22 protein-coding genes are annotated in these 19,023 nt (G+C 68.1%); 9 read left to right on the top strand and 13 right to left on the bottom strand.

Annotated elements, in window-relative coordinates:
* Positions 1–32 precede the first annotated feature (32 nt).
* The 5 genes from lptB to IB228_RS01585 all read right to left on the bottom strand — a co-directional run bounded on the left by lptB (position 33) and on the right by IB228_RS01585 (position 3,475).
* Positions 33–752, bottom strand: coding sequence for an LPS export ABC transporter ATP-binding protein (gene lptB / locus IB228_RS01565; protein ID WP_183643747.1), 720 nt, complete (start codon positions 750–752; stop codon positions 33–35).
* Entirely contained in the window at positions 752–1,261 is a 510-nt protein-coding gene (gene lptA / locus IB228_RS01570) for a lipopolysaccharide transport periplasmic protein LptA (RefSeq protein WP_141453759.1), read from the bottom strand. The genes lptB and lptA overlap by 1 nt, the downstream gene beginning before the upstream one ends.
* Complete coding sequence (lptC, locus tag IB228_RS01575; protein ID WP_183643744.1) at positions 1,239–1,802, bottom strand: LPS export ABC transporter periplasmic protein LptC; 564 nt, start codon at positions 1,800–1,802, stop codon at positions 1,239–1,241. Before lptC ends, lptA begins: the two co-directional genes overlap by 23 nt.
* Positions 1,799–2,344, bottom strand: a complete 546-nt coding sequence (locus tag IB228_RS01580; protein WP_183643741.1) for an HAD family hydrolase — start codon at positions 2,342–2,344, stop codon at positions 1,799–1,801. The genes lptC and IB228_RS01580 overlap by 4 nt, the downstream gene beginning before the upstream one ends.
* A 126-nt stretch (positions 2,345–2,470) precedes the next feature.
* A complete protein-coding gene (locus tag IB228_RS01585) occupies positions 2,471–3,475 on the bottom strand; it encodes a KpsF/GutQ family sugar-phosphate isomerase (RefSeq protein ID WP_183643738.1) in 1,005 nt (334 codons plus the stop codon).
* A 53-nt stretch (positions 3,476–3,528) separates the two neighbouring features.
* Between IB228_RS01585 and IB228_RS01590 the strand changes: the two genes are divergently transcribed.
* The 4 genes from IB228_RS01590 to IB228_RS01605 are packed head-to-tail and all read left to right on the top strand — an operon-like array spanning position 3,529 to position 5,853.
* On the top strand, positions 3,529–3,756 hold the full coding sequence (locus tag IB228_RS01590; protein ID WP_141453755.1) for a BolA/IbaG family iron-sulfur metabolism protein: 228 nt from the start codon (positions 3,529–3,531) through the stop codon (positions 3,754–3,756).
* A 5-nt stretch (positions 3,757–3,761) separates the two neighbouring features.
* Positions 3,762–4,184 (top strand): GFA family protein, encoded by a 423-nt coding sequence (locus IB228_RS01595; RefSeq protein WP_183643734.1) that lies wholly within the window; start codon positions 3,762–3,764, stop codon positions 4,182–4,184.
* Between the two features lie 60 nt (positions 4,185–4,244).
* Positions 4,245–5,516 carry a UDP-N-acetylglucosamine 1-carboxyvinyltransferase gene (gene murA / locus IB228_RS01600; protein WP_183643730.1) on the top strand — a complete coding sequence of 424 codons (1,272 nt, stop codon included), beginning with the start codon at positions 4,245–4,247 and terminating at the stop codon, positions 5,514–5,516.
* A gap of 10 nt (positions 5,517–5,526) precedes the next feature.
* Positions 5,527–5,853: an EF-hand domain-containing protein gene (locus tag IB228_RS01605; protein ID WP_183643727.1), complete on the top strand. Its 327-nt coding sequence runs from the start codon at positions 5,527–5,529 to the stop codon at positions 5,851–5,853.
* 64 nt (positions 5,854–5,917) lie between these two features.
* Here the strand turns inward: IB228_RS01605 and IB228_RS01610 are convergent, their stop codons facing one another.
* The 5 genes from IB228_RS01610 to purM are packed head-to-tail and all read right to left on the bottom strand — an operon-like array spanning position 5,918 to position 9,637.
* Positions 5,918–6,601, bottom strand: a complete 684-nt coding sequence (locus tag IB228_RS01610) for a DUF3108 domain-containing protein (protein WP_183643724.1) — start codon at positions 6,599–6,601, stop codon at positions 5,918–5,920.
* A 12-nt stretch (positions 6,602–6,613) separates the two neighbouring features.
* The gene (locus IB228_RS01615) at positions 6,614–7,309 is read right to left on the bottom strand and encodes a DUF3108 domain-containing protein (protein ID WP_225562184.1); all 696 of its coding nucleotides are present in this window, start codon (positions 7,307–7,309) and stop codon (positions 6,614–6,616) included.
* 20 nt (positions 7,310–7,329) lie between these two features.
* On the bottom strand, positions 7,330–7,998 hold the full coding sequence (gene purN, locus IB228_RS01620) for a phosphoribosylglycinamide formyltransferase (protein WP_192197380.1): 669 nt from the start codon (positions 7,996–7,998) through the stop codon (positions 7,330–7,332).
* Positions 7,995–8,615: a DUF2238 domain-containing protein gene (locus IB228_RS01625; protein ID WP_192197381.1), complete on the bottom strand. Its 621-nt coding sequence runs from the start codon at positions 8,613–8,615 to the stop codon at positions 7,995–7,997. The genes purN and IB228_RS01625 overlap by 4 nt, the downstream gene beginning before the upstream one ends.
* A 5-nt stretch (positions 8,616–8,620) precedes the next feature.
* Entirely contained in the window at positions 8,621–9,637 is a 1,017-nt protein-coding gene (purM, locus tag IB228_RS01630; RefSeq protein ID WP_192197832.1) for a phosphoribosylformylglycinamidine cyclo-ligase, read from the bottom strand.
* A 181-nt stretch (positions 9,638–9,818) separates the two neighbouring features.
* Here purM and IB228_RS01635 point away from each other — a divergent pair, with 181 nt between their 5' ends.
* The 3 genes from IB228_RS01635 to hda are packed head-to-tail and all read left to right on the top strand — an operon-like array spanning position 9,819 to position 12,814.
* Positions 9,819–10,892: a DUF2066 domain-containing protein gene (locus tag IB228_RS01635; protein ID WP_343227044.1), complete on the top strand. Its 1,074-nt coding sequence runs from the start codon at positions 9,819–9,821 to the stop codon at positions 10,890–10,892.
* Positions 10,893–10,923: 31 nt separating this feature from the next.
* Entirely contained in the window at positions 10,924–12,093 is a 1,170-nt protein-coding gene (locus tag IB228_RS01640; protein WP_183643709.1) for an AI-2E family transporter, read from the top strand.
* Position 12,094: 1 nt separating this feature from the next.
* Positions 12,095–12,814, top strand: a complete 720-nt coding sequence (hda, locus tag IB228_RS01645; RefSeq protein ID WP_192197873.1) for a DnaA regulatory inactivator Hda — start codon at positions 12,095–12,097, stop codon at positions 12,812–12,814.
* Positions 12,815–12,978: 164 nt separating this feature from the next.
* Here the strand turns inward: hda and murU are convergent, their stop codons facing one another.
* Both murU and IB228_RS01655 read right to left on the bottom strand, forming a co-directional pair.
* Positions 12,979–13,671 (bottom strand): N-acetylmuramate alpha-1-phosphate uridylyltransferase MurU, encoded by a 693-nt coding sequence (murU, locus tag IB228_RS01650; RefSeq protein ID WP_192197383.1) that lies wholly within the window; start codon positions 13,669–13,671, stop codon positions 12,979–12,981.
* Positions 13,668–14,681 (bottom strand): phosphotransferase, encoded by a 1,014-nt coding sequence (locus IB228_RS01655; RefSeq protein ID WP_192197384.1) that lies wholly within the window; start codon positions 14,679–14,681, stop codon positions 13,668–13,670. The genes murU and IB228_RS01655 overlap by 4 nt, the downstream gene beginning before the upstream one ends.
* A 69-nt stretch (positions 14,682–14,750) precedes the next feature.
* Here IB228_RS01655 and IB228_RS01660 point away from each other — a divergent pair, with 69 nt between their 5' ends.
* Positions 14,751–16,157, top strand: coding sequence for a mannose-1-phosphate guanylyltransferase/mannose-6-phosphate isomerase (locus IB228_RS01660; protein WP_183643702.1), 1,407 nt, complete (start codon positions 14,751–14,753; stop codon positions 16,155–16,157).
* Between the two features lie 4 nt (positions 16,158–16,161).
* Entirely contained in the window at positions 16,162–17,775 is a 1,614-nt protein-coding gene (locus IB228_RS01665; protein ID WP_192197385.1) for a winged helix-turn-helix transcriptional regulator, read from the top strand.
* Here IB228_RS01665 and IB228_RS01670 read toward each other — a convergent pair.
* On the bottom strand, positions 17,759–18,898 hold the full coding sequence (locus tag IB228_RS01670) for a serine hydrolase (RefSeq protein WP_192197386.1): 1,140 nt from the start codon (positions 18,896–18,898) through the stop codon (positions 17,759–17,761). The genes IB228_RS01665 and IB228_RS01670 overlap by 17 nt on opposite strands.
* Between the last annotated feature and the right edge of the window lie 125 nt (positions 18,899–19,023).

The raw sequence follows: 19,023 nt of genomic DNA on the forward strand, positions 1-19,023 counted from the left end.
TGGCCTGCGGTCCGGATGGTGCGGCATCGCCCTCAGAGACGGAAAGTTTCCCCCAGGTACACGCGCCGCACGTCCGGATTGGCCAGCAACGCGTCCGGTGCCCCCTGCGCCAGCACGCTGCCTTCGTTGAGGATATACGCCCGGTCGCAGATTCCCAAGGTCTCGCGCACGTTGTGGTCGGTGATCAGCACGCCGATGCCGCGGTTCTTGAGGTGCTTGACGATGCGCTGGATCTCGCCGACCGAGATGGGGTCCACGCCGGCGAATGGCTCGTCCAGCAGCATCAGGCGCGGCCGTGCGGCCAGCGCCCGGGCGATTTCGCAGCGCCGACGTTCGCCGCCGGACAGACTGGCGCCCAGTTGCTCGGAGACGTGGCCGATCTGCAGTTCGTCCAGCAGCGAGGCCAGTTCCTTCTCGATGCCGGCCTGGTCCAGGTCCTCGCGCAGTTCCAGCACCAGGCGGATGTTGTCGGCCACGGTCAGCTTGCGGAACACCGAGGGTTCCTGCGGCAGGTAGCCCACGCCGAGCTTGGCGCGCCGGTACATCGGCTCGGCGGTGATGTCCTGTCCGTCCAGTTCGATCTTGCCCGCGTCGGCGGCGACCAGGCCGACGATCATGTAGAAGCAGGTGGTCTTGCCGGCGCCGTTGGGGCCCAGCAGGCCGACCACCTCGCCGGCTTCCAGGCTCAGTCCGAAGTCGCTGACGACCTTGCGCTGGCGGTAGGTCTTGCGCAGCCCATTTGCGGTCAGCATCACTTGGTACCCTGCGGCTGCGCCGACTTCGGCTTGATCACGGTGCGCACGCGGGTGCCGTCGCCGCCGCTTTCCATGTTGCCGGTCTTGGTGTTGTAGACCATCTTCTGGCCGCTGTTGGAGCCGCGCGGCGACTTCACCGTGTAGTTGCCGATGAAGGTGATGGTCTCGGACGTCATGTCGTACTCGACGCGATCGGCGGTGGCGTCCATCCAGGAGCCGTCGTCCATCTGCTGTTTCAGCTTGACCTGCTTGCCGGTGAACACGGCGCGCGAGATCTCGCCGTCGTTCATGTAGATCTCGCCGGTGCTGGAGCGGATGTCCAGCGAACCCTGGGTGACGGTCACGCCCTTGCTCAGCATGATCTTGCTGTTGCCTTCGTAAGAGCCGTTCTGGTGGCCGGCATCGATGACCATTTCCTGGTTGCGATCGGACGACTTGGCCCAGGCCGCGGCGCAGGCCAGCAGGAGCGGAAGCAGCAGGGCGCTAGCGCGCAGACTTGGGTGCATAGACACTTTTGACCTGGGATTTGAATTCGTAGGTTTTGTTCTTGAGGTGGGTTTCGAAGCCTACCCCGCTGAGTATAGAACCGGGCCGGGTGATGGTGACCGGAAGCTCGGTGGTCGCCAGGTTCTTGTCCGGGAAGATGTCCAGCCGCTCGGTGCGGAAGGCCGTCGGCGGCGGCGCATCGGACGGGCTGGTGCCCTGGACGTCGGTGAGCAGCCGCAACTGGGAGTGGTCCGGGCTCATCCAGCCGGTCTTGGAGCGCATCTGCCAGTACTTGCCGGCATTGTCGGGCAGCAGGAACAGCGGCGTGGTGATCGACAGGCTCTGGTCGGCGGGATTGCGGTGCATTTCCGGCGCCCGCAAGGTGACCGCTTCCTTGCCCTGCTTGTCGAGGGCGACGATCTCGAAATCGTGCATCACGTAGTCGGATCGGTCCGGCCCGCCGGCGGCGGCTTCCGGGCGCGCGCGCTGCTTCCAGGCCGACCAGCCGCTGAAGATGGCGGCCACCAGCAGGACCAGGCCAAGGCTCAGGCGCCAGTTCATGCGATGCCTTCCCGCAGGCCAGCGGCCTGACCCTGCGCGCCCAGCAACAGGTCGCAGGCCTCGCGGGCGGCGCCACGGCCGGCGCGGGCGCGGGTGCGCCAGTGGGCGTGGCGGGCGGTCCAGGCGTGGGCGTCGGCCGGGGCGATGGCCAGTCCGACCGCGCGCAGTGGCGGCAGGTCCGGCAGATCGTCGCCCATGAAGGCCACCTGGACGCGTTCCAGCCCCAGTTCGGCGCACAGGGCGTCGACCTGGGCCAGCTTGTCCTTGACCCCGGCGTGGATGCGTACGCCCAGTTCGCGCGCGCGGCGTTCGGCGGCGGGACTGTGGCGCGCGGTGATCAGGGCCACTTCGATGCCGGCCCGGCGCAGCAGCACCAGGCCCTGGCCGTCGTGGATGTGGAACGCCTTGGATTCACGGCCCTCGTCGTCGTAGACCAGGCGCCCGTCGGTCAGCGTGCCGTCGACGTCGAAGCAGGCCAGCCGCACCTGGCGGGCGCGGGCAATCAGGGCATCGTCGACGTCGGCGAGGTGGGACAGGGGCATGGCGTGTGCTGGAAGAGGGGAATCAGGGAGCCGTGAATCAGGGCAAGCGGGCGCGGCGCGACGGGAAAGGGCCGGAAGGACAGGGAATGGCGATCCCCGGCAACCTCTTCCGGCTATCAGCGCACCTTAGACCACGCGTGCGCGCAACAGGTCATGAATGTTAAGGGCTCCGACCGGCCGCTGTTCAGCGTCGACCACGATCAGGCCGCTGATTTTATGGGTTTCCATCATCCGGGCCGCTTCCACGGCCAGCTGGTCGGCGCCGATGGTCTTGGGCTGGCGGGTCATCAGCTCGGCGATGCGCGCGTGGCGGATGTCCAGTCCGGGATTGTCCAGGGTCCGGCGCAGGTCGCCATCGGTGAACAGCCCGGCCAGGCGCCCGTCGGCGTCGACCACCGCGGTCATGCCCAGGCGCTTGCGGCTCATTTCCATCAGGGCTTCGCTGAGGGTGGCGTCTTCGCCGACCCGCGGCACGTCGGCGCCGGCGTGCATGACGTCGGTGATGTGCAGCAGCAGACGGCGGCCAAGGCTGCCGGCCGGGTGGGAGCGGGCGAAGTCGTCGGCGGTGAAGCCGCGGGCTTCCAGCAGGGCCACCGCCAGCGCGTCGCCCATCGCCAGGGTCGCGGTGGTGCTGCTGGTCGGGGCCAGGTCGAGCGGGCAGGCTTCGGCCGGCACGCTCACGTCCAGGTGCAGGCTGGATTCGCGCGCGAGCGTGGAACCCGGCCGGCCGGTCATGGCGATGACGGTGTTGCCCTGGCGCTTGAGCACCGGCAGCAACATCAGCAGTTCGTCCGATTCGCCGGAATAGGAGATCGCCAGCACCACGTCGGCGTCGGTGATCATGCCCAGATCGCCGTGTCCGGCCTCACCGGGATGCACGTAGAAGGCCGGGGTGCCGGTGGAGGCGAGGGTGGCGGCGATCTTGCGGGCGATATGCCCGGACTTGCCCATGCCGGTCGCCACGACCCGGCCGCGGCTGGCCAGGATCGCCTGGCAGGCCGTGGAGAAACTGCCATCGAGCCGGCTGGCCAGCGCGGTCAGCGCCTGTGCCTCGATGTCGATCACGCGTCGCCCGCTGGCGGCCAGTTGGGCGTCCTGCACGGCCGGGTTGTGGGGAAGCGTCTGGGGCATGCGCGCGTCGTGCCGGGAGTAGAATAGGCGGCCATTTTATTAGGAAATGCCCGTTGGACGCCGAAACCATCCGTAAACTCATCGAATCCGGCCTCCCTGGCGCGCAGGCGCAGGTCGAGGGCGAGGACGGCGTGCACTTCGAGGCGACGGTGGTGGCGGAAGCCTTCCGCGGCAAGTTGCCGCTGGCCCGGCACCGGATGGTCTACGCCACCCTGGGCGATCTGATGGGAGGCGCCATCCACGCGCTGGCCCTGAAGACGGTCACCCCGGACGGCAAATAAGCCGGATGACCGCGCCAACGGCACCCGCGCTTTCCGGCAGTTGCCTGTGCGGAGGCATCCGCTACCAGGTGCGCGGTGAACCGGGGGCGATGGTGGTCTGCCATTGCTCGCGCTGCCGCAAGGCCAACGGTTCGGCTTTCCAGGCGGTGGTGCCGATCGCCACCGGTGATTTCGAGTTGCTGGAAGGCGCGGAATGGCTGGCCGGCTACGAATCCTCGCCCGGCGTCCACCGGATGTTCTGCCGGCGCTGCGCGTCGCCGTTGTACAGTCGTCGCGACACCATGCCGGAAATGCTGCGGCTGCGGGTGGGAACGCTGGATACCCCCTTGTCGGCCGGGCCGTCGATGCACATCTTTGTCGGTTCCAAGGCGGAGTGGTACGACATCCACGACGACGCCGAGCAGCACCGGACCCGTCCCGGCGAATGAGCCGGGCGCTCCTCTCTTCAATCGCATCTTCCCGTCACCCTCATCCCATTCGAGTGATCCATGCAGAAAATCGTAGTGACCGGCGGTATCCCGCTCCAGGGTGAAGTCACCATTTCCGGCGCCAAGAACGCGGTATTGCCGATTCTTTGCGCCACCTTGCTCGCCGACGCGCCGGTGGAAATCACCAACGTGCCGCACCTGCATGACGTGGTCACCACCATCAAGCTGCTCGGCGAGCTGGGCGCGGGCATCAGCATCGACGAAGGCACGCTGTCGCGCGGCAGCGGCATCACCGTCGATCCACGCAGCGTCAACCAGCACGTGGCGCCGTACGAACTGGTCAAGACCATGCGCGCCTCGATCCTGGTGCTGGGCCCGTTGCTGGCCAAGTACGGCGCGGCGGAAGTCTCGCTGCCGGGTGGCTGCGCGATCGGTTCGCGTCCGGTCGACCAGCACATCAAGGGACTGCAGGCGCTGGGCGCCGATATCGTGGTCGAGAACGGCTACGTGAAGGCCAAGGCCAAGCGCCTGAAGGGCGGTCGCTACGTGTTCGACATGGTCACCGTCACCGGCACCGAGAACGTGCTGATGGCCGCCACGCTGGCCGACGGCACCACGGTGCTCGAGAACGCCGCGATGGAACCCGAAATCACCGATCTGGCCAACTGCCTGATCGCGCTGGGCGCGGACATCGAGGGCGCCGGTACGCCGCGCATCGTCATCCGTGGTGTCGAGCGCCTCAACGGTGGCCGCCACGCGGTGCTGCCGGACCGCATCGAGACCGGCACGTTCCTGGTGGCCGCGGCGATGACCGGCGGCCGCATCATCGCCCGCCGCGCCCGTGGCGATACCCTCGACGCCGTGCTGGACAAGCTGAGCGAGGCCGGCGCATCCATCGAGACGACCGAAGACAGCATCAGCCTGGACATGCAGGGCAGGCGTCCGCGCGCGGTCAGCCTGACCACCGCGCCGTATCCGGCGTTCCCGACCGACATGCAGGCGCAGCTGATGGCGCTGAATTGCGTGGCCGAGGGTGTGGGCGTGATCAACGAGACCATCTTCGAGAACCGCTTCATGCACGTGAACGAGCTGCTGCGCCTGGGTGCGGACATCCGCGTGGAAGGGCATACGGCGATCGTGCGCGGCGTGGAGAAGCTGAGTGGCGCGCCGGTCATGGCCACGGACCTGCGTGCCTCGGCCTCGCTGATCCTCGCCGGCCTGGTCGCCGAGGGCGACACCGTGATCGACCGCATCTACCACCTGGATCGCGGCTACGAGAACATCGAAGAAAAGCTGGGCGCGCTGGGCGCCAAGATCCGCCGGATTTCCTGAGCACGCCACGATGTCGACAACCAAACGCACCCGTCTCTCGCCCCGGCGCAAGGCCCTGCTGGTGTTTTTCGCCTTGCTGCTGGCGATCCTGGCCTATCTGCACTTCACCGGTGCCGCCGGCACCAGCGGCATTTCCAACAAGGACATGGACTGGAACGGCGACGGCACCGTCACCGAACAGGAAATCATGCAGGCCTTCTACGCGGTGGTGGTGGAGAAGCAGACCGAAGGCCGGCGTGAGTGCCGTTCCTATGCCTGGCGCAGCAACGGCCAGTCGATCCGGGTGGACTGCCGGACCACCGTCGCCGACGAAGCCGAAGCCAGCGCCAAGAAATGACGGCGGAACTAACGCAAGAAAAAAGCCCGGCAATGCCGGGCTTTTTTCTGCCTTGAAGCCAGGCTCAGCGCCAGGACTTGATGGTCAGGTCGATGGAGTCCTGACCATTCTCGCGCTGCAGGATGCGCGCCGGAACCGGCATGTTCGGCACCACCCAGACGATCATCTGCTTGTTGCCGTCGGTGCGCACCAGCTTGGTCGCCTCCTGGGACTTGCCGGCCACGGTGATCTGCTCCTTGCCGGCGACCTGGTAGCTCATCGGCTTGGCGCGGCCGTTTTCGACCATGCGGTAGCGCAGCGGCTTGCCGGCGGCGACGTCGCGCACGATCGCCAGGTTGACCAGCAGCGCGTCCATGTCGCCGGGCTGCAGCTTGAGCGGTCCGGCGCGGTCCGGCTTGATGTCGCCGGTCCAGGTGGCCTGCGACTTGCTCCAGTCGTAGACCGTGTCGACGGACTTCTTCTTGACCAGGATGCGCGAACTGTCGCTGCTGGACAGCGGGCGCAGGCGACCGTTCTGTTCGTCGAACACGGTCTTCTGGCTCAGGTCGACCAATTGGTTGCGGATGCTCAGGCTGTACTGCCAGCGGTTGTTGCCCTGCGCGGCAACGCTCATCTGGCCTTCGCCGAGCATGCCCAGCGCGCTCGCCTGGTACTGCGCGGTGAAAGCATCCACGGCCCACGCCGGTGCGGTGGCCACGGCCAGCACCAGGGCCAGCGCCGGCATGCGGAAACGGAGGAGGGGAGACATTTTTTTCATGGCTTACGGTACTCCTTGGTACTCGACCAGGCGCAGATCCAGTTTGTCCTCGCCATCCTCGCGCTGGAGGATGCGAATCGGCGTCGGAACGCCCTGGGCCACCCAGAAAATGGTTTCGTCGTTGCCGCCATTGGTGCGATCCACCCGCATGGCGTCATAGCTGAGATCGTCCACCGCGACGATTTCCGTCTGCGGCGCGACCGCGTACCGATAATCGCGGGTCTTTCCGAAATCGACCACCCGGTAGTTCAACTGGCGGCCGGGTTCGGCATCGCGGATGACCGCCAGGTTGACCAGCAACGCGCTCATGTCGCCAGGCTGCAGCGGCACGGGCGCGCGGCGGTTCTTCTTCAGATCACCCTGCCATTGGGCCGATCGCGCGCTCCAATCATAGACACCGACCACTTTCTTGCCGGTGAAAAGCGCGCTCTGGGTCGTGGCCTGGCTGAGCGGGCGGAAGTCCGTGCCGACCGTGTCGAACAGGGTGCTCTGCTGGATATCCAGTCCCGACAGCCGGGCCAGGCCGCGGGTACCGCGCACGCCCAGATCGACCTGCCAGCGGTTGTCACCGGCCACCTGCGCCACCTTCATGGTCGCGCTGCCGGCCAGCTTGCCGGCGCGATAGGCGTCGTAGGTGGCCACGAACGGCTCCAGCGCCCACGTGGGGGCGCTGATCAGCAGCAGGGTGGCCAGCAGCATTGCGCGGGTCGGAAGCGGCGTCATGTCGCGAAGGGGAGGGTCAGTTGACCGGCAGAATCTAGGGACAGGGGTTTTAATAAGGGCTGACCATCCAGCCAGGCTTCGTCTCCCTGTTCAGTGAGACGGCCGGAAACCGCCAGCGCGGCCACCGCCGCCAGCAGCGCGTGTTCCCTTGGCAGCAGGCGGGCGGCCAGGTCCTCGGGCTTGTCGCCCGGCAGCACGGGAATGACCGCCTGGGCGATCACCGCCCCGGCGTCCAGTTCCGGCACCACCCAGTGCACGCTCGCGCCATGCTCGCGATCGCCGGCTTCCAGGGCGCGCGCGTGGGTGTGCAGGCCACGGTACTTCGGCAGCAACGACGGATGGATGTTGAGCAGGCGGCCGCGGAAGCGGCTGATGAACGCTTCGCCGAGGATGCGCATGTAACCGGCGCAGATCACCCAGTCGGGCCGCACCGCGTCCACCGCATCGGCCAGCGTCGCGTCGAAGCCGGCGCGATCCGGAAACCGGCGCGCGTCCGCGCTCCAGCGCAGCGGTTCCGGCACGCGTTCCAGCGCCGCCGCCCTGGGCCTGTCGGAGAACACGCCCACGATGCGGGCGTCGAGCCGGCCGGCATCGATGGCGTCCAGCAGCGCCTGCAGGTTGCTGCCACGGCCGGAGACCAGGATGGCGATGCGGTTCTTGCTCATGGATGGACCGGTTCCCGGCGTTCGCGCCGCATCAGTGGCCACGTCGCCAACGCGCCGAGGGTGGCAAGCAGCATGTCGGCGTGGGCATCCCAGACATCTCCCTGCTGGCCGTTGTAGGACTCGGCGGCTTCCGGCGAGAGTCCCAGCGCGATCGCCCATTCCAGCCATTCGTACAGCAGGCTGGTGCACATGATCAGCATCACCGCGATGACGAAGCCCTGGCCGGCCGCCAGCGGCCAGCGCTGGCGCAGCCAGTGCCACACCGCCGGGGTGAAGCAGATGCCGTAGAGCAGGTGGATGAGGCGATCGAAATGATTGCGTCGCCAGCCGAACAGTTCACTCAGCGTATGCCCGGTCAGCGCGTGCGCCCACGAGTCGTAGGGCACGTTGGAATACAGCCAGCGCGCGCCGATGCAGTGCAGGGCGATGAAGAAGCAGATCAGCGCGAAGTGCGAGGTGTGCATCGGCCAGCGGCGGTCATGGAGCCACAGCCAGACCAGCCCGACCACGGTCAGGCTGCTGTGCAGCGCCTGCTCGAACGGCCAGCGCGGCGCGATCCAGCTGAGGGCGAAGATCGCCAGCGCCGTGGCGAAGGCGATCCGCTTGCCGGGCTGCATCGGAATCAGCCGATGGACACGCGCTCGGGGCCGCCGGCGGTGGTCACTTCACCAATGCGCCAGTTCGGCAACTGCAGGCGGGCCAGGTCGGCTTCCACCGCGGCGGCATCGCCGGGCGCGACCACCAGCACGAAGCCGATACCGCAGTTGAAGGTACGCCACATTTCGTTGTTTTCCACCGCACCTTCGCGCTGCAGCCAGTCGAACACCGGCGGCAGGGTCCAGGCGGTGGTGTCGATGCGCAGGCCCAGGCCGTCGGGAATGACGCGGATGATGTTCTCGGTCAGGCCACCACCGGTGATGTGCGCCATCGCGTGCATGTCGTGTGTCTTCAGCAGTTCCAGCACCGGCTTGACGTACAGGCGGGTCGGGGCCATCAGCGCGTCGACCAGCTTCACGCCGCCCAGATCCAGATCGCCCGGACGGCCGGCGCGATCGTAGATGCGCCGGATCAGCGAATAACCGTTGGAATGCGGGCCGCTGGAGGCGATGCCGATGAGCAGATCGCCGGCGCGCACCCTGGCGCCATCAAGCAGCTTCGACTTCTCCACCGCGCCGACGGTGAAGCCGGCCAGGTCGTATTCGCCCGGCGGGTACATGTCGGGCATCTCGGCGGTCTCGCCGCCGATCAGCGCGCATCCGGACAACTCGCAGCCCTTGGCGATGCCGCCGACCACCGCGACCGTGGTCTCCACGTCCAGCTTGCCGGTGGCGAAATAGTCGAGGAAGAACAGCGGTTCCGCGCCCTGGACCAGCACGTCGTTGACGCACATGCCGACCAGGTCGATGCCGATGGTGTCGTGGCGGTTCAACTGCTGGGCCAGTTTGAGCTTGGTGCCCACGCCGTCGGTGCCCGACACCAGCACGGGCTCCTTGTACTTGCCGGACAGGTCGAACAGCGCGCCGAAACCGCCCAGGCCGCCCATCACCTCGGGGCGGAAGCTGCGCCGGACCAGCGGCTTGATGCGTTCGACCACCTCGTTGCCGGCGTCGATGTCGACCCCCGCGTCGCGGTAGGTCATCGGGGTGGAGGCGGGAGGCGTCGGCTGGGTCACGGGCATGCATCGGAAGGGCAAGGCGCGTGATTTTAAAGGAATCCGTGCCCGGTTCGGACGTTCCCTGAACGGCTGGCGTTGGCGCCGGGCATCCATTCGGGCAACAATTCCCTCGATTTGCGGAGCACAGGGACGCTCGATGCGCTGGATGAGAGCTTTCGTATTCGCCGCGGCCACGCTGGTGGCCGCCTCGTGGACGGCCATCCCGGCCCAGGCCCAGAGCGGGCTGCGGACCGAGGGGGACGTCGCCGCCGCGCGCGGCACCTACGAGGCCGAGGTGCCGGTGAACGGGCAGGGCGAGGCCGAACGCAATGGCGCGTTCGCGCGCGCGCTGGGCCAGGTGCTGGCCAAGATGTCCGGCGACCGCGCGGTGACCGGCCGGCCCGGCGTGGGCCAGGAACTGCGCAATGCCCGCAACCTGGTCGACAGCTACGACTACCGGCAGGACCAGGGCACCTCACCCAGCGGTGCGCCGACCTTCCGAACCACTTTGATCGTCCGCTTCGATCCCGAAAGCGTGGACGGCATGGCGGCCGTGCTCGGCCTGCCGGTATGGCCGCAGCCGCGGCCCAAGCCGGTGGTGTGGCTGGCCATCAACGACGGCAGCGGCCCGCGCCTGGTGGGCCTGCAGCAGGCCAACGCGGTGCGCCCGCTGCTCAGCCGCGCGCAGGATCGCGGCTACAGCCTGGGCCTGCCCACCGGCAACGCCGCCGAACAGGCGCTGGTGGGCGCGATCTGGCGCCAGGACACCGCCGCCGTGGCCCGCGCCTCGTCCCGCTACAGCCCGCCGATGCAGTTGATCGGCAAGCTCTACCGCGCCAAGGGCGGCTGGACCGCCGACTGGGTGTTCGTCGACGGCGGCAAGGTCCTGTCCACCTGGTCGACCAGTGACACCGACGCGCGCCGGGCCATGGCCGGCGGCGCGGACGGCACCGCCGATGCGTTGGTCAAGCGCTACGCCAAGCGGGGCACCGCCGGTCCGGCCGGTACCTACCGGGTGGTGTTCGCCGGCATCCGCAGCACCGACGATTACCTGCGCCTGATGGGGCAACTGCAGAAGATGGCGGTGGTGCGCCGGATCACCCCGGTGCGCGCCAGCGGCGACACCCTGGAACTGGATCTGGAACTGATTTCCGGCCTGTCCGGTTTCCGCCGCATGCTGGGCGACGACAGCCCGCTGGTCGGCGGCGAAGGCGAACCGCCGGTGTTCCGCCTGAAGTAACTCCACCCGCACCCACAGGACGTTCATTCGCATGGATCTTTCTTCCACTCCGGTCGGCACGCTGGCGAGGCGCTGGCAATGGCTGCTGATCGCCGCCATCGTCGGCTGGGTGATCTACCTGCTGGCACCGGTGCTGACGCCGTTCGTGTGCGCGGCGCTGCTGGGGTGGCTGGGCGATCCCTGGGTGGACCGGCTGGAACGCACCGGCCGCTCGCGCACGACCTCGGTGGTGCTGGTGTTCACCCTGATGTTGCTGTTGCTGGTGCTGGCGCTGTTGATCCTGGTGCCGATGCTGGAACGGCAGATCGTGACGCTGGTGGAATCGCTGCCGGAGTATCGGGACTGGTTCGTGCAGCGCGCGCTGCCGTGGATCGAACAGCACACCGGACTGGAACTGGTGGCCTGGCTGGATCCGGACCGGATCATGGAATGGCTGCGCGGCCACTGGCAGCAGGCCGGCGGCGTGGCGGCGACGTTCTTCGGCTACCTGTCGCGCTCGGGCTTCGCGATGATGGCCTGGGTGGCCAACATCGTGCTGCTGCCGATCCTCACCTTCTACTTCCTGCGCGACTGGGACAAGCTGGTCGAACGCGTGGCCGCGCTGATACCGCGCGATCATGTCGCCACCGTGGATCGGCTGGCGCTGGAATCCAACGATGTGCTGGGCGCGTTCCTGCGCGGACAGTTCCTGGTGATGCTGGCGCTGGGCGCGATCTACGCGGTGGGCCTGTCGGTGGTGGGACTGAAGCTGGGCCTGCTGATCGGCATCATCGCCGGCCTGATCAGTTTCGTCCCGTACCTGGGCACCGCCACCGGCATCGTGCTGGGCGTGATCGCCGCACTGGTCCAGACCGGCGGCGACTGGAGCCTGGTGGCGCTGGTGCTGGTGGTGTTCGTGATCGGCCAGATGCTGGAAGGCTACGTGCTGACCCCGCGCATCGTCGGTGATCGCATCGGCCTGCACCCGGTGGCGGTGATCTTCGCGATCATGGCCGGCGGCCAGCTGTTCGGTTTCCTCGGCATGCTGCTGGCGCTGCCGGTGGCGGCGGTCGCCAACGTGCTGCTGCGCTATGCGCATGAGCGCTACACGCAGAGCAAGCTTTACGCGGGCGACCACCCGACCATCCTGCTCGACTCCTACGTCGACAAGAACGTGCTGGACGAGGACGCCGGCGACAAGCCGAAGACGGAAGACAAGTGAAGTGAGCCGTTCCTCGTCTCCCGGCGGGCTGACGCCACAGCTGCCGCTGGCATTGCGCTATCCGCCGGATCAGCGTTTCGAGAGTTTCGTCGGCGCGCCGGAAGGTGCGCTGGCGCAGCTGCGCGCGCTGGCCGAGGGTAGCTCGACCGACTGGCTGTACCTGGGCGGCGCGCCGCGGACCGGCAAGACCCATCTCTCGCTCGCGCTGTGCGCGCATGCCGAACAGAACGGCGCGCGTGCCGCGTTCCTGCCGATGGCCGCCGCCGCGGGCCGGCTGCGCGAGGCGCTGGAGTCGCTGGAAGGCCATGACGTGGTGGCGCTGGACGGACTGGACCTGATCGCGGGCAACCGCGAGGACGAGGTCGCGCTGTTCGATTTCCACAACCGCGCGCGCCCCGCCGGCATCCGTGTGCTGTACACCGCGCGCGACGTGCCCGCCGAGATCGGACTGGTATTGCCGGACCTGCGCTCGCGGTTGTCGCAGTGCACGCGGGTGATGCTGGTGCCGCTGGATGACGACGGGCGCCGCGAGGTGTTGCGGGAACGCGCGCAGCGACGCGGCCTGGTGCTGGAGGATGCGGCCATCGATTGGCTGCTGACCCGCACCGATCGCGATCTGGGCCGCCTGGTGACGGTGTTCGAGCAGTTGGATCGGGCGTCGCTGGCGGCCCAGCGCCGGATCACCGTGCCGTTCCTGCGCAGCGTGCTGGAGCCGCGCTGAGCATCGCGCGCGGTGGTCGGCGTGACGGTGCGCCGCCGTTCCCTCCACTGGTGAAAAAATAGCCAACCGGCTTGACACGCCCGCCCCGTGGGGCGGTCCGTCACTTATCCACATCTTTGCCGGTTTTTCATCCACACCGATTGTGGACAATCCTTCGACGCCGTTCAGGCGCGCAGGGACGCATCCAGTTGCGCCAGCCGCTCCGGCGTGCCGACGTCGGTCCAGCGCCCGCCCCAGTACTCGCCATGGATGGCGCCCTCGGGCATGTGCGCGCGCAACAGGTGCACGAGCGCGAAGCGCGGCGGCATGCCGACCTGATCGCCAACAATCGCGTTCCAGTCGTCGAGCAGGGCGGGGCGGTAGACACCCAGGCCGGCATAGGTCAGGCGTCGTGCGCCGTCGTCGCGGATCGTGCCGTCGTCCCCCAGCGTGAAGTCGCCGCGGGTCTTGTGCGCGGGTGTATCCACCATGACCAGGTGTGCCAGTCCGTCCGGTTCGGCGGGCAGGCGGGCGAAGTCGTAATCGGTCCAGACGTCGCCGTTGACCAGCAGGAAGGGCTCTTCGCCCAGCAGCGGCCGCGCGTGCAGCATGCCGCCGCCGGTTTCCAGCGGCGTCGGCCCCTCGTGCGACCAGTGCAGCCGCAGTCCCCAGCGCCCGCCGTCGCCCAGCGTGCGCGGAAACTGTTCGGCGAGCCAGCTGATGTTGATCACGACATCACGGATGCCCATCGCCGCGAGCTTTTCCAGGTGCCAGACGATCAGCGGCTTGCCGCCGGCTTCGAGCAAAGGCTTGGGCGTGTGATCGGTCAGCGGGCGCATGCGCTCGCCCAGTCCCGCGGCGAAGATGAGCGCCTTCATGCGGCGTCCCTTGCCCGCATCGCGGGCTTGATGCGCCGTCCCAGCAGATCGCCCAGTTCCGCCAGTTGCGGGTGGCGGGGCAGCACCTCGTCCAGGAAGGCAATGAAGCGTGGCGCGTCGTGCAGGTAGCCGGTCTTGCCGTCGCGGTAGTGCAGGCGGGCGAAGATGCCGAGGATTTTCAGGTGTCGCTGGATGCCCATCCAGTCGGCGTCGCGCAGGAACACCGCGAAGTCACCCGGCACCGGAATGCCTGCTTCCAGCGCACGCGCGTGGTACTGGGCCAGCCAGCCATCGACGCGCTCCAGCGGCCAGCTGAGGAAGGCGTCCTTGAACAGGCTGACGGGATCGTAGGCCACCGGCCCCCGGATGCAGTCCTGGAAATCCAGCACCGCCGGCAGCGGCCGGGTAGGCATCAGGTTGCGCGGCATGAAGTCGCGATGGGTCAGCACGCGGGCCTGCCCGAGCGCGTTGTCCATCAGGCGGCGCTGCGCCAATTGCAGCCGCTCGCTTTCATCGCAGTCGAGGGTGATGCCCAGGTGGCGGCCGAGGAACCATTCCTCGAACAGGCCGGCGTCCCGTTGCAGCAGCGCCTCGCCGAACTCGCCGGCATCGGCTGGCGGCGTGATCGCCTGCAGCTTGATCAGTTCGCCGATGGCCAGGCCGAACCACTCGTCGGCGCTGTCGGCGTCGATGGTCTTGACCAGGGTCGGCCCGCCCAGATCCTCCAGCAGCAGGAACCCCGACTCCACATCGCGCGCGAGTACCTGCGGCACCCGCACGCCACCGGCCTCCAGCAGATCGCGGACCCGCAGCCAGGGACGGACATCCTCCAGTCCCGGCGGCGAATCCATCACGATCCGGCTGGGCTCCACGCCCCGCGTGCGCCAGTAGGTGCGGAATCCGGCGTCCACCGAAGCCCGTTCCAGCGCCAGTCCGGGCGCGTCCATGGCGGCCCTCGTCCAGGCGAGGCGTTGCGTGGCACGGACGTCGTCGTGCGTCTCGGGGGGCATGCGGTGTCCAGACAGGGGTGGTTGCGGACTAAAGGGTAAACTGCCGTCCTCATTTCGTGCGAGAGCTCCATGGCCATACTCCAACCTGTCCTGCTGTCTGGCGGCTCCGGCACGCGCCTGTGGCCGCTGTCGCGCGAAGCCTATCCCAAGCAGTTCCTGCCGCTGGCCAGCGAACGGACGATGGTCCAGGACACCTGGCTGCGGATCGCGCCGCTGGCGACAACCCCCCCGATCGTGGTGGCGAACGAGGAGCACCGGTTCCTGGTCGCCGAGCAGTTGCGCCAGATCGGTGCGCCGGCGCCGCACATCCTGCTGGAGCCGGTGGGGCGCAACACCGCGCCGGCGATCGCGGCGGCGGCATTGCAGGCGATGGCGGAAGGTGCGGATCCGATCCTGCTGGTGCTGCCGTCCGATCATGTCGTCCGCGATGCGGAAGGCTTCCGGCGTGCGGTGGAGGCGGCGATGCCGGCCGCCGGGGACGGTGCGCTGGTAACGTTCGGCATCGTGCCCGACGCGCCCGAGACCGGTTTCGGCTACATCCATGCCGAGTCCGGCGAAGGCCTGCGCAAGGTGTCGCGTTTCGTCGAGAAACCCGACGCCGCGACCGCGCAGTCGTACCTGGATGACGGTGGCTATTACTGGAACAGCGGCATGTTCCTGTTCCGCGCGAGCCGCTACCTGGAGGAACTGGAACGCTTCCGTCCCGACATCGTCGCCGCGGTGCGCGCCGCCTTCACCGAGGCCCGGCAGGATGGCGATTTCGTACGCCTGGACAAGGATGCGTTCGCCGCCAGCCCGTCCGATTCCATCGACTACGCAGTCATGGAAAAGACCGCGCATGCGATGGTGCTGCCGGTGGACATTGGCTGGAACGATGTCGGCAGCTGGTCCGCGCTGTGGGACGTCGCCGAGCGCGATGCCGGCGGAAATGCCCACCATGGCGATGTCATCGCGGTCGACACACGCAACAGCTATGCCTACGCGCAGCGTCTGGTCGCGCTGGTGGGCGTGGATGACATCGTGGTGGTGGAAACCGACGACGCGGTGCTGGTCGCGCGCAAGGACCGCGTGCAGGAAGTGAAGCAGGTGGTCGCGCAACTGAAGGACGGCCAGCGCAGCCAGGCGGTCCTGCATCGTGAAGTGCATCGCCCGTGGGGCAGCTACGATTCGGTGGACATGGGCCAGCGCCATCAGGTCAAGCGGATCAAGGTCAAGCCCGGCGCCAAGCTGTCCCTGCAATCGCACGCGCATCGTGCCGAGCACTGGATAGTGGTCAAGGGCGTGGCGCGGGTGACGCGCGACAATGATGTGTTCGAGCTGTACGAGAACCAGTCCACCTACATTCCGATCGGCGCCAAGCACCGCCTGGAGAATCCAGGCAAGGAACCGCTGGAACTGATCGAAGTGCAGTCCGGCGACTACCTGGGCGAGGACGACATCGTCCGCTATTCGGACATCTACGGGCGCAGCGAGTAATCCCGTGGGCGACCCCACGCGCTTCCGCCTGGAGGATCTGGCGATCGACCTGGAGCGCCAGCGCGTCGAGCGCGCCGGCGAGGTGCTCAATGTTGCCGGACTCAGTTTCCAGCTGCTGCGTTACCTGGTGCTCCAGGGCGATCGGGTGGTGGGTTTCGACGAGCTGATCGAGCGGGTCTGGGCACCGGCCGTCGTCAACGAGGAAACCGTGACTCAGCGGGTGAAGCTGCTGCGGCAGGCACTGGGCGACGATGGACGACAGCCGCGCTACCTGCGCTCGGTGCGCGGACAGGGTTATCAACTGTGCGCGCGGCCGCAGCCGCTGGACGATGACGTCGAGCCTGTCCCGAAGGCATCGTTCGCCGCGTCCCGGCGGTGGTCGCGGGCGGCGGTGGCGGTAGTGATCGTGACGGCGGTTGCCGTGGGCCTGGCGATCGCCTGGACGTCCGGCGACGCGGAGAAGACAAAAACCAATGCGATGGCGTCCTCTGTCCCCTCCGGCGCATCGGGTACCGCCAGCCTGATCGAGCGCGCCGACTACTACGCCGGCATCGGCCAGCGCGACAACAACGAGCGCGCCATCGAACTGTACGAGCGCGCCTTGCAGGAACAGCCGGACAATGCCCGCGCGCTGGTCGGCCTCAGCCGGAGCTACGGCGCGCGGGTATGCCTGTTCAATTTCCCGCCCGAATGGGCCGCGCGCGCGCAGCAACTGGCCGAACGGGTCATCCATGCGCATCCGGACCAGGCGGCGGCCTACGCCGCGCTCGGCTATTCGCATGACTGCCGCGGTCGCATCGACGAAGCGCTGGCCGGTTACGAGCGCGCCGTCGCGCTGGATCCGGCCGCAGATGGCAGCCGTGCGTCGGCCGCGTATCTTTACGATCGCAAGGGACGCCTGGCCGACGCGCTGATCGCCAACACCTCGCTGCGCGGAGATCCGGCGCGGGTGCGTTTCCTGCAACTGCAGATCGCCAACAACCTGGACCTGCTTGGCTATCCGCAGGCGGCCGAAACGCGGTACCGGCAAAGTTTCGAGCTGTACCCGGACAATGTGTTCTCCAACCTCGCCTGGCCGCGCTACCTGTTCCGGCATGGCCGCCTGAGCGAGGCGCAGGCGGCATTGGATGTGGCGCAGAAGCGGGGCACCGCGCACGCCGACCTGCATCTGCTGGCCGCCGAACTCGCGCGCCTGCAAGGCGATGCCGCCACCGCCACCGGCGCCTACCAGGAAGCGGTGGCGCTGCGGCCGCAGTCCAGCCTGCCGACCACGCTGGCGCGCATCGACGCCGGTCGCGTCGATGCCGCCTGGGCGCGTGCGCGGGCGGAAACCCTGGCGGCGGAACTCGACGCCGGCGCCGGTTACCCCTCCGACTGGCTGGAGGTGGCGCTGCTGCGCGATGCCGGTGGCGACCGCGCCGCCGCGCTGCGTGCGCTGCAACGCGCGATAGACGCGGGTTACAGCGACGCCGACTACCTGCAGGTATCGCCCCTGTTCAAGCCGATGGCGGACGAACCTGCCTTCGCCCGTGGCATCGATGCCATCCACCGGCACAACGCCGCCGAACGCGCCAAGGTGCCGCCGGCGTTGCTGGTCCGGCTCACGGCATCGCCGTAAGCACGTAGTCGCCGAACATCCGCTGCGACTGCGGGTGCACGTCGCGCTGGTTGAACGAGGTGCGGGTGATCACCGCCACCAGTTTCTTCTCGGGAACGATGAACACGTAGTTGCCGCCATTGCCCGACATCGTCCAGGCCGGCTGTTCCCGCCCGTCGCGGGTGAAGCGGAAGCGCCAGAACTGGTAGCCGTAGTCGGCGTCCTCGCGGGCCTGCGCATGCACGGTCAGGGCCTGCCGGATCCAGTCGGCGGAGATGACCCGCTTGCCGTTCCAGATACCGCCGGCGGCCACCAGTTGGCCGAGCTTGGCCAGATCGCGGCTGCGGTAGCGGGTGCCGCCGCCCCCCATGCCCACGCCCTCGCTGGAACGGTTCCATTGCACCTGGCTGATGCCCAGCGGACGCTCGAGGGCTTCCGCGGCGAAAGCGGCCAGCGGCTTTCCGGTGGCGCGCTCCAGCACCGCGCCGAGCAGGAAACTGCCGGCGGTGCAGTAGGAGAACGTGCGCCCGTGCGGACTGTCCTCAGGCCGCTTCACCCACGGCGCGTAGCCGCGCAGCGGCAGGTCCAGGGTGAATCGGGTCCAGTTCTCGCTGACGTACATGCGTTCCTCGTTGCCGGAGGAAAACGGGTTTTCGTCGTCGCAGTCCCAGGCCGAACTCATCGTCAGCAGGTCTTCCACGGTGATCGCCTGCTTGCGCGGGCCATCGTGCTGCCAGGGCGCCAGGTCGCGGAAGTAGTCATGCACGCGCGCCCGCGCATCCGGAATCAGGCCGCGATCGATGGCCGCGCCGACCAGCAGCGCGGTCACGCTCTTGGTCGCCGAGCGGGTGTCGTTGAGCACGTCGGGACCGCCGCCGTTGAAGTAGCGCTCATAGAGCAGGTGCCCGTCCTGCGCGACGAGCACGCTGGTGACGCCCGGAAAATCGCCGCGGGCGATGGCGGCTTCGAGCGCGCCGAAGCGCTCCAGCTTCCAGCCCTGTCGGGCGGCGTCGGCCACCGCCCAGCCGTCGCCTGCCGACGCGGGGGCACGGTAAGGGGGAGTGGCCGGAGCGGCCCAGATGGGCGCCGGCGTGGCGAAGGCCAGGCAGGACAACAGGATCAGGCGGGACAGGGACGGTGACATGGCGCGGCTCCTTGGGTTGGGAGCCGGATTGCACGGTGTCCGCGGATGAAGCGCCTGAAACCCGAATGAAGAATTGTGAAGCCGGCGGTTTCCACGTCATTTCCCAAGAAGAAGCCCCGCCGGAG

It is taken from the genome of Pseudoxanthomonas sp. PXM04 (assembly GCF_014851695.1).
Classification (GTDB): domain Bacteria; phylum Pseudomonadota; class Gammaproteobacteria; order Xanthomonadales; family Xanthomonadaceae; genus Pseudoxanthomonas_A; species Pseudoxanthomonas_A beigongshangi.

Bases quoted from the DNA above. Each gene is read 5' to 3' on its own strand.
- purM (WP_192197832.1), bottom strand. From the start codon at position 9,637: ATGACCTACCGCGACGCGGGGGTCGACATCGACGCCGGCAACGAGGTG.
- IB228_RS01635 (WP_343227044.1), top strand. From the start codon at position 9,819: ATGAGAGCTTTCGTATTCGCCGCGGCCACGCTGGTGGCCGCCTCGTGG.
- lptB (WP_183643747.1), bottom strand. From the start codon at position 752: ATGCTGACCGCAAATGGGCTGCGCAAGACCTACCGCCAGCGCAAGGTC.
- IB228_RS01595 (WP_183643734.1), top strand. From the start codon at position 3,762: ATGACCGCGCCAACGGCACCCGCGCTTTCCGGCAGTTGCCTGTGCGGA.
- IB228_RS01640 (WP_183643709.1), top strand. From the start codon at position 10,924: ATGGATCTTTCTTCCACTCCGGTCGGCACGCTGGCGAGGCGCTGGCAA.
- IB228_RS01580 (WP_183643741.1), bottom strand. From the start codon at position 2,344: ATGCCCCTGTCCCACCTCGCCGACGTCGACGATGCCCTGATTGCCCGC.
- IB228_RS01660 (WP_183643702.1), top strand. From the start codon at position 14,751: ATGGCCATACTCCAACCTGTCCTGCTGTCTGGCGGCTCCGGCACGCGC.
- IB228_RS01585 (WP_183643738.1), bottom strand. From the start codon at position 3,475: ATGCCCCAGACGCTTCCCCACAACCCGGCCGTGCAGGACGCCCAACTG.
- lptA (WP_141453759.1), bottom strand. From the start codon at position 1,261: ATGCACCCAAGTCTGCGCGCTAGCGCCCTGCTGCTTCCGCTCCTGCTG.
- murU (WP_192197383.1), bottom strand. From the start codon at position 13,671: ATGAAGGCGCTCATCTTCGCCGCGGGACTGGGCGAGCGCATGCGCCCG.
- purN (WP_192197380.1), bottom strand. From the start codon at position 7,998: ATGAGCAAGAACCGCATCGCCATCCTGGTCTCCGGCCGTGGCAGCAAC.
- IB228_RS01615 (WP_225562184.1), bottom strand. From the start codon at position 7,309: ATGCTGCTGGCCACCCTGCTGCTGATCAGCGCCCCCACGTGGGCGCTG.
- IB228_RS01670 (WP_192197386.1), bottom strand. From the start codon at position 18,898: ATGTCACCGTCCCTGTCCCGCCTGATCCTGTTGTCCTGCCTGGCCTTC.
- murA (WP_183643730.1), top strand. From the start codon at position 4,245: ATGCAGAAAATCGTAGTGACCGGCGGTATCCCGCTCCAGGGTGAAGTC.
- IB228_RS01655 (WP_192197384.1), bottom strand. From the start codon at position 14,681: ATGCCCCCCGAGACGCACGACGACGTCCGTGCCACGCAACGCCTCGCC.
- IB228_RS01610 (WP_183643724.1), bottom strand. From the start codon at position 6,601: ATGTCTCCCCTCCTCCGTTTCCGCATGCCGGCGCTGGCCCTGGTGCTG.
- lptC (WP_183643744.1), bottom strand. From the start codon at position 1,802: ATGAACTGGCGCCTGAGCCTTGGCCTGGTCCTGCTGGTGGCCGCCATC.
- IB228_RS01605 (WP_183643727.1), top strand. From the start codon at position 5,527: ATGTCGACAACCAAACGCACCCGTCTCTCGCCCCGGCGCAAGGCCCTG.
- IB228_RS01625 (WP_192197381.1), bottom strand. From the start codon at position 8,615: ATGCAGCCCGGCAAGCGGATCGCCTTCGCCACGGCGCTGGCGATCTTC.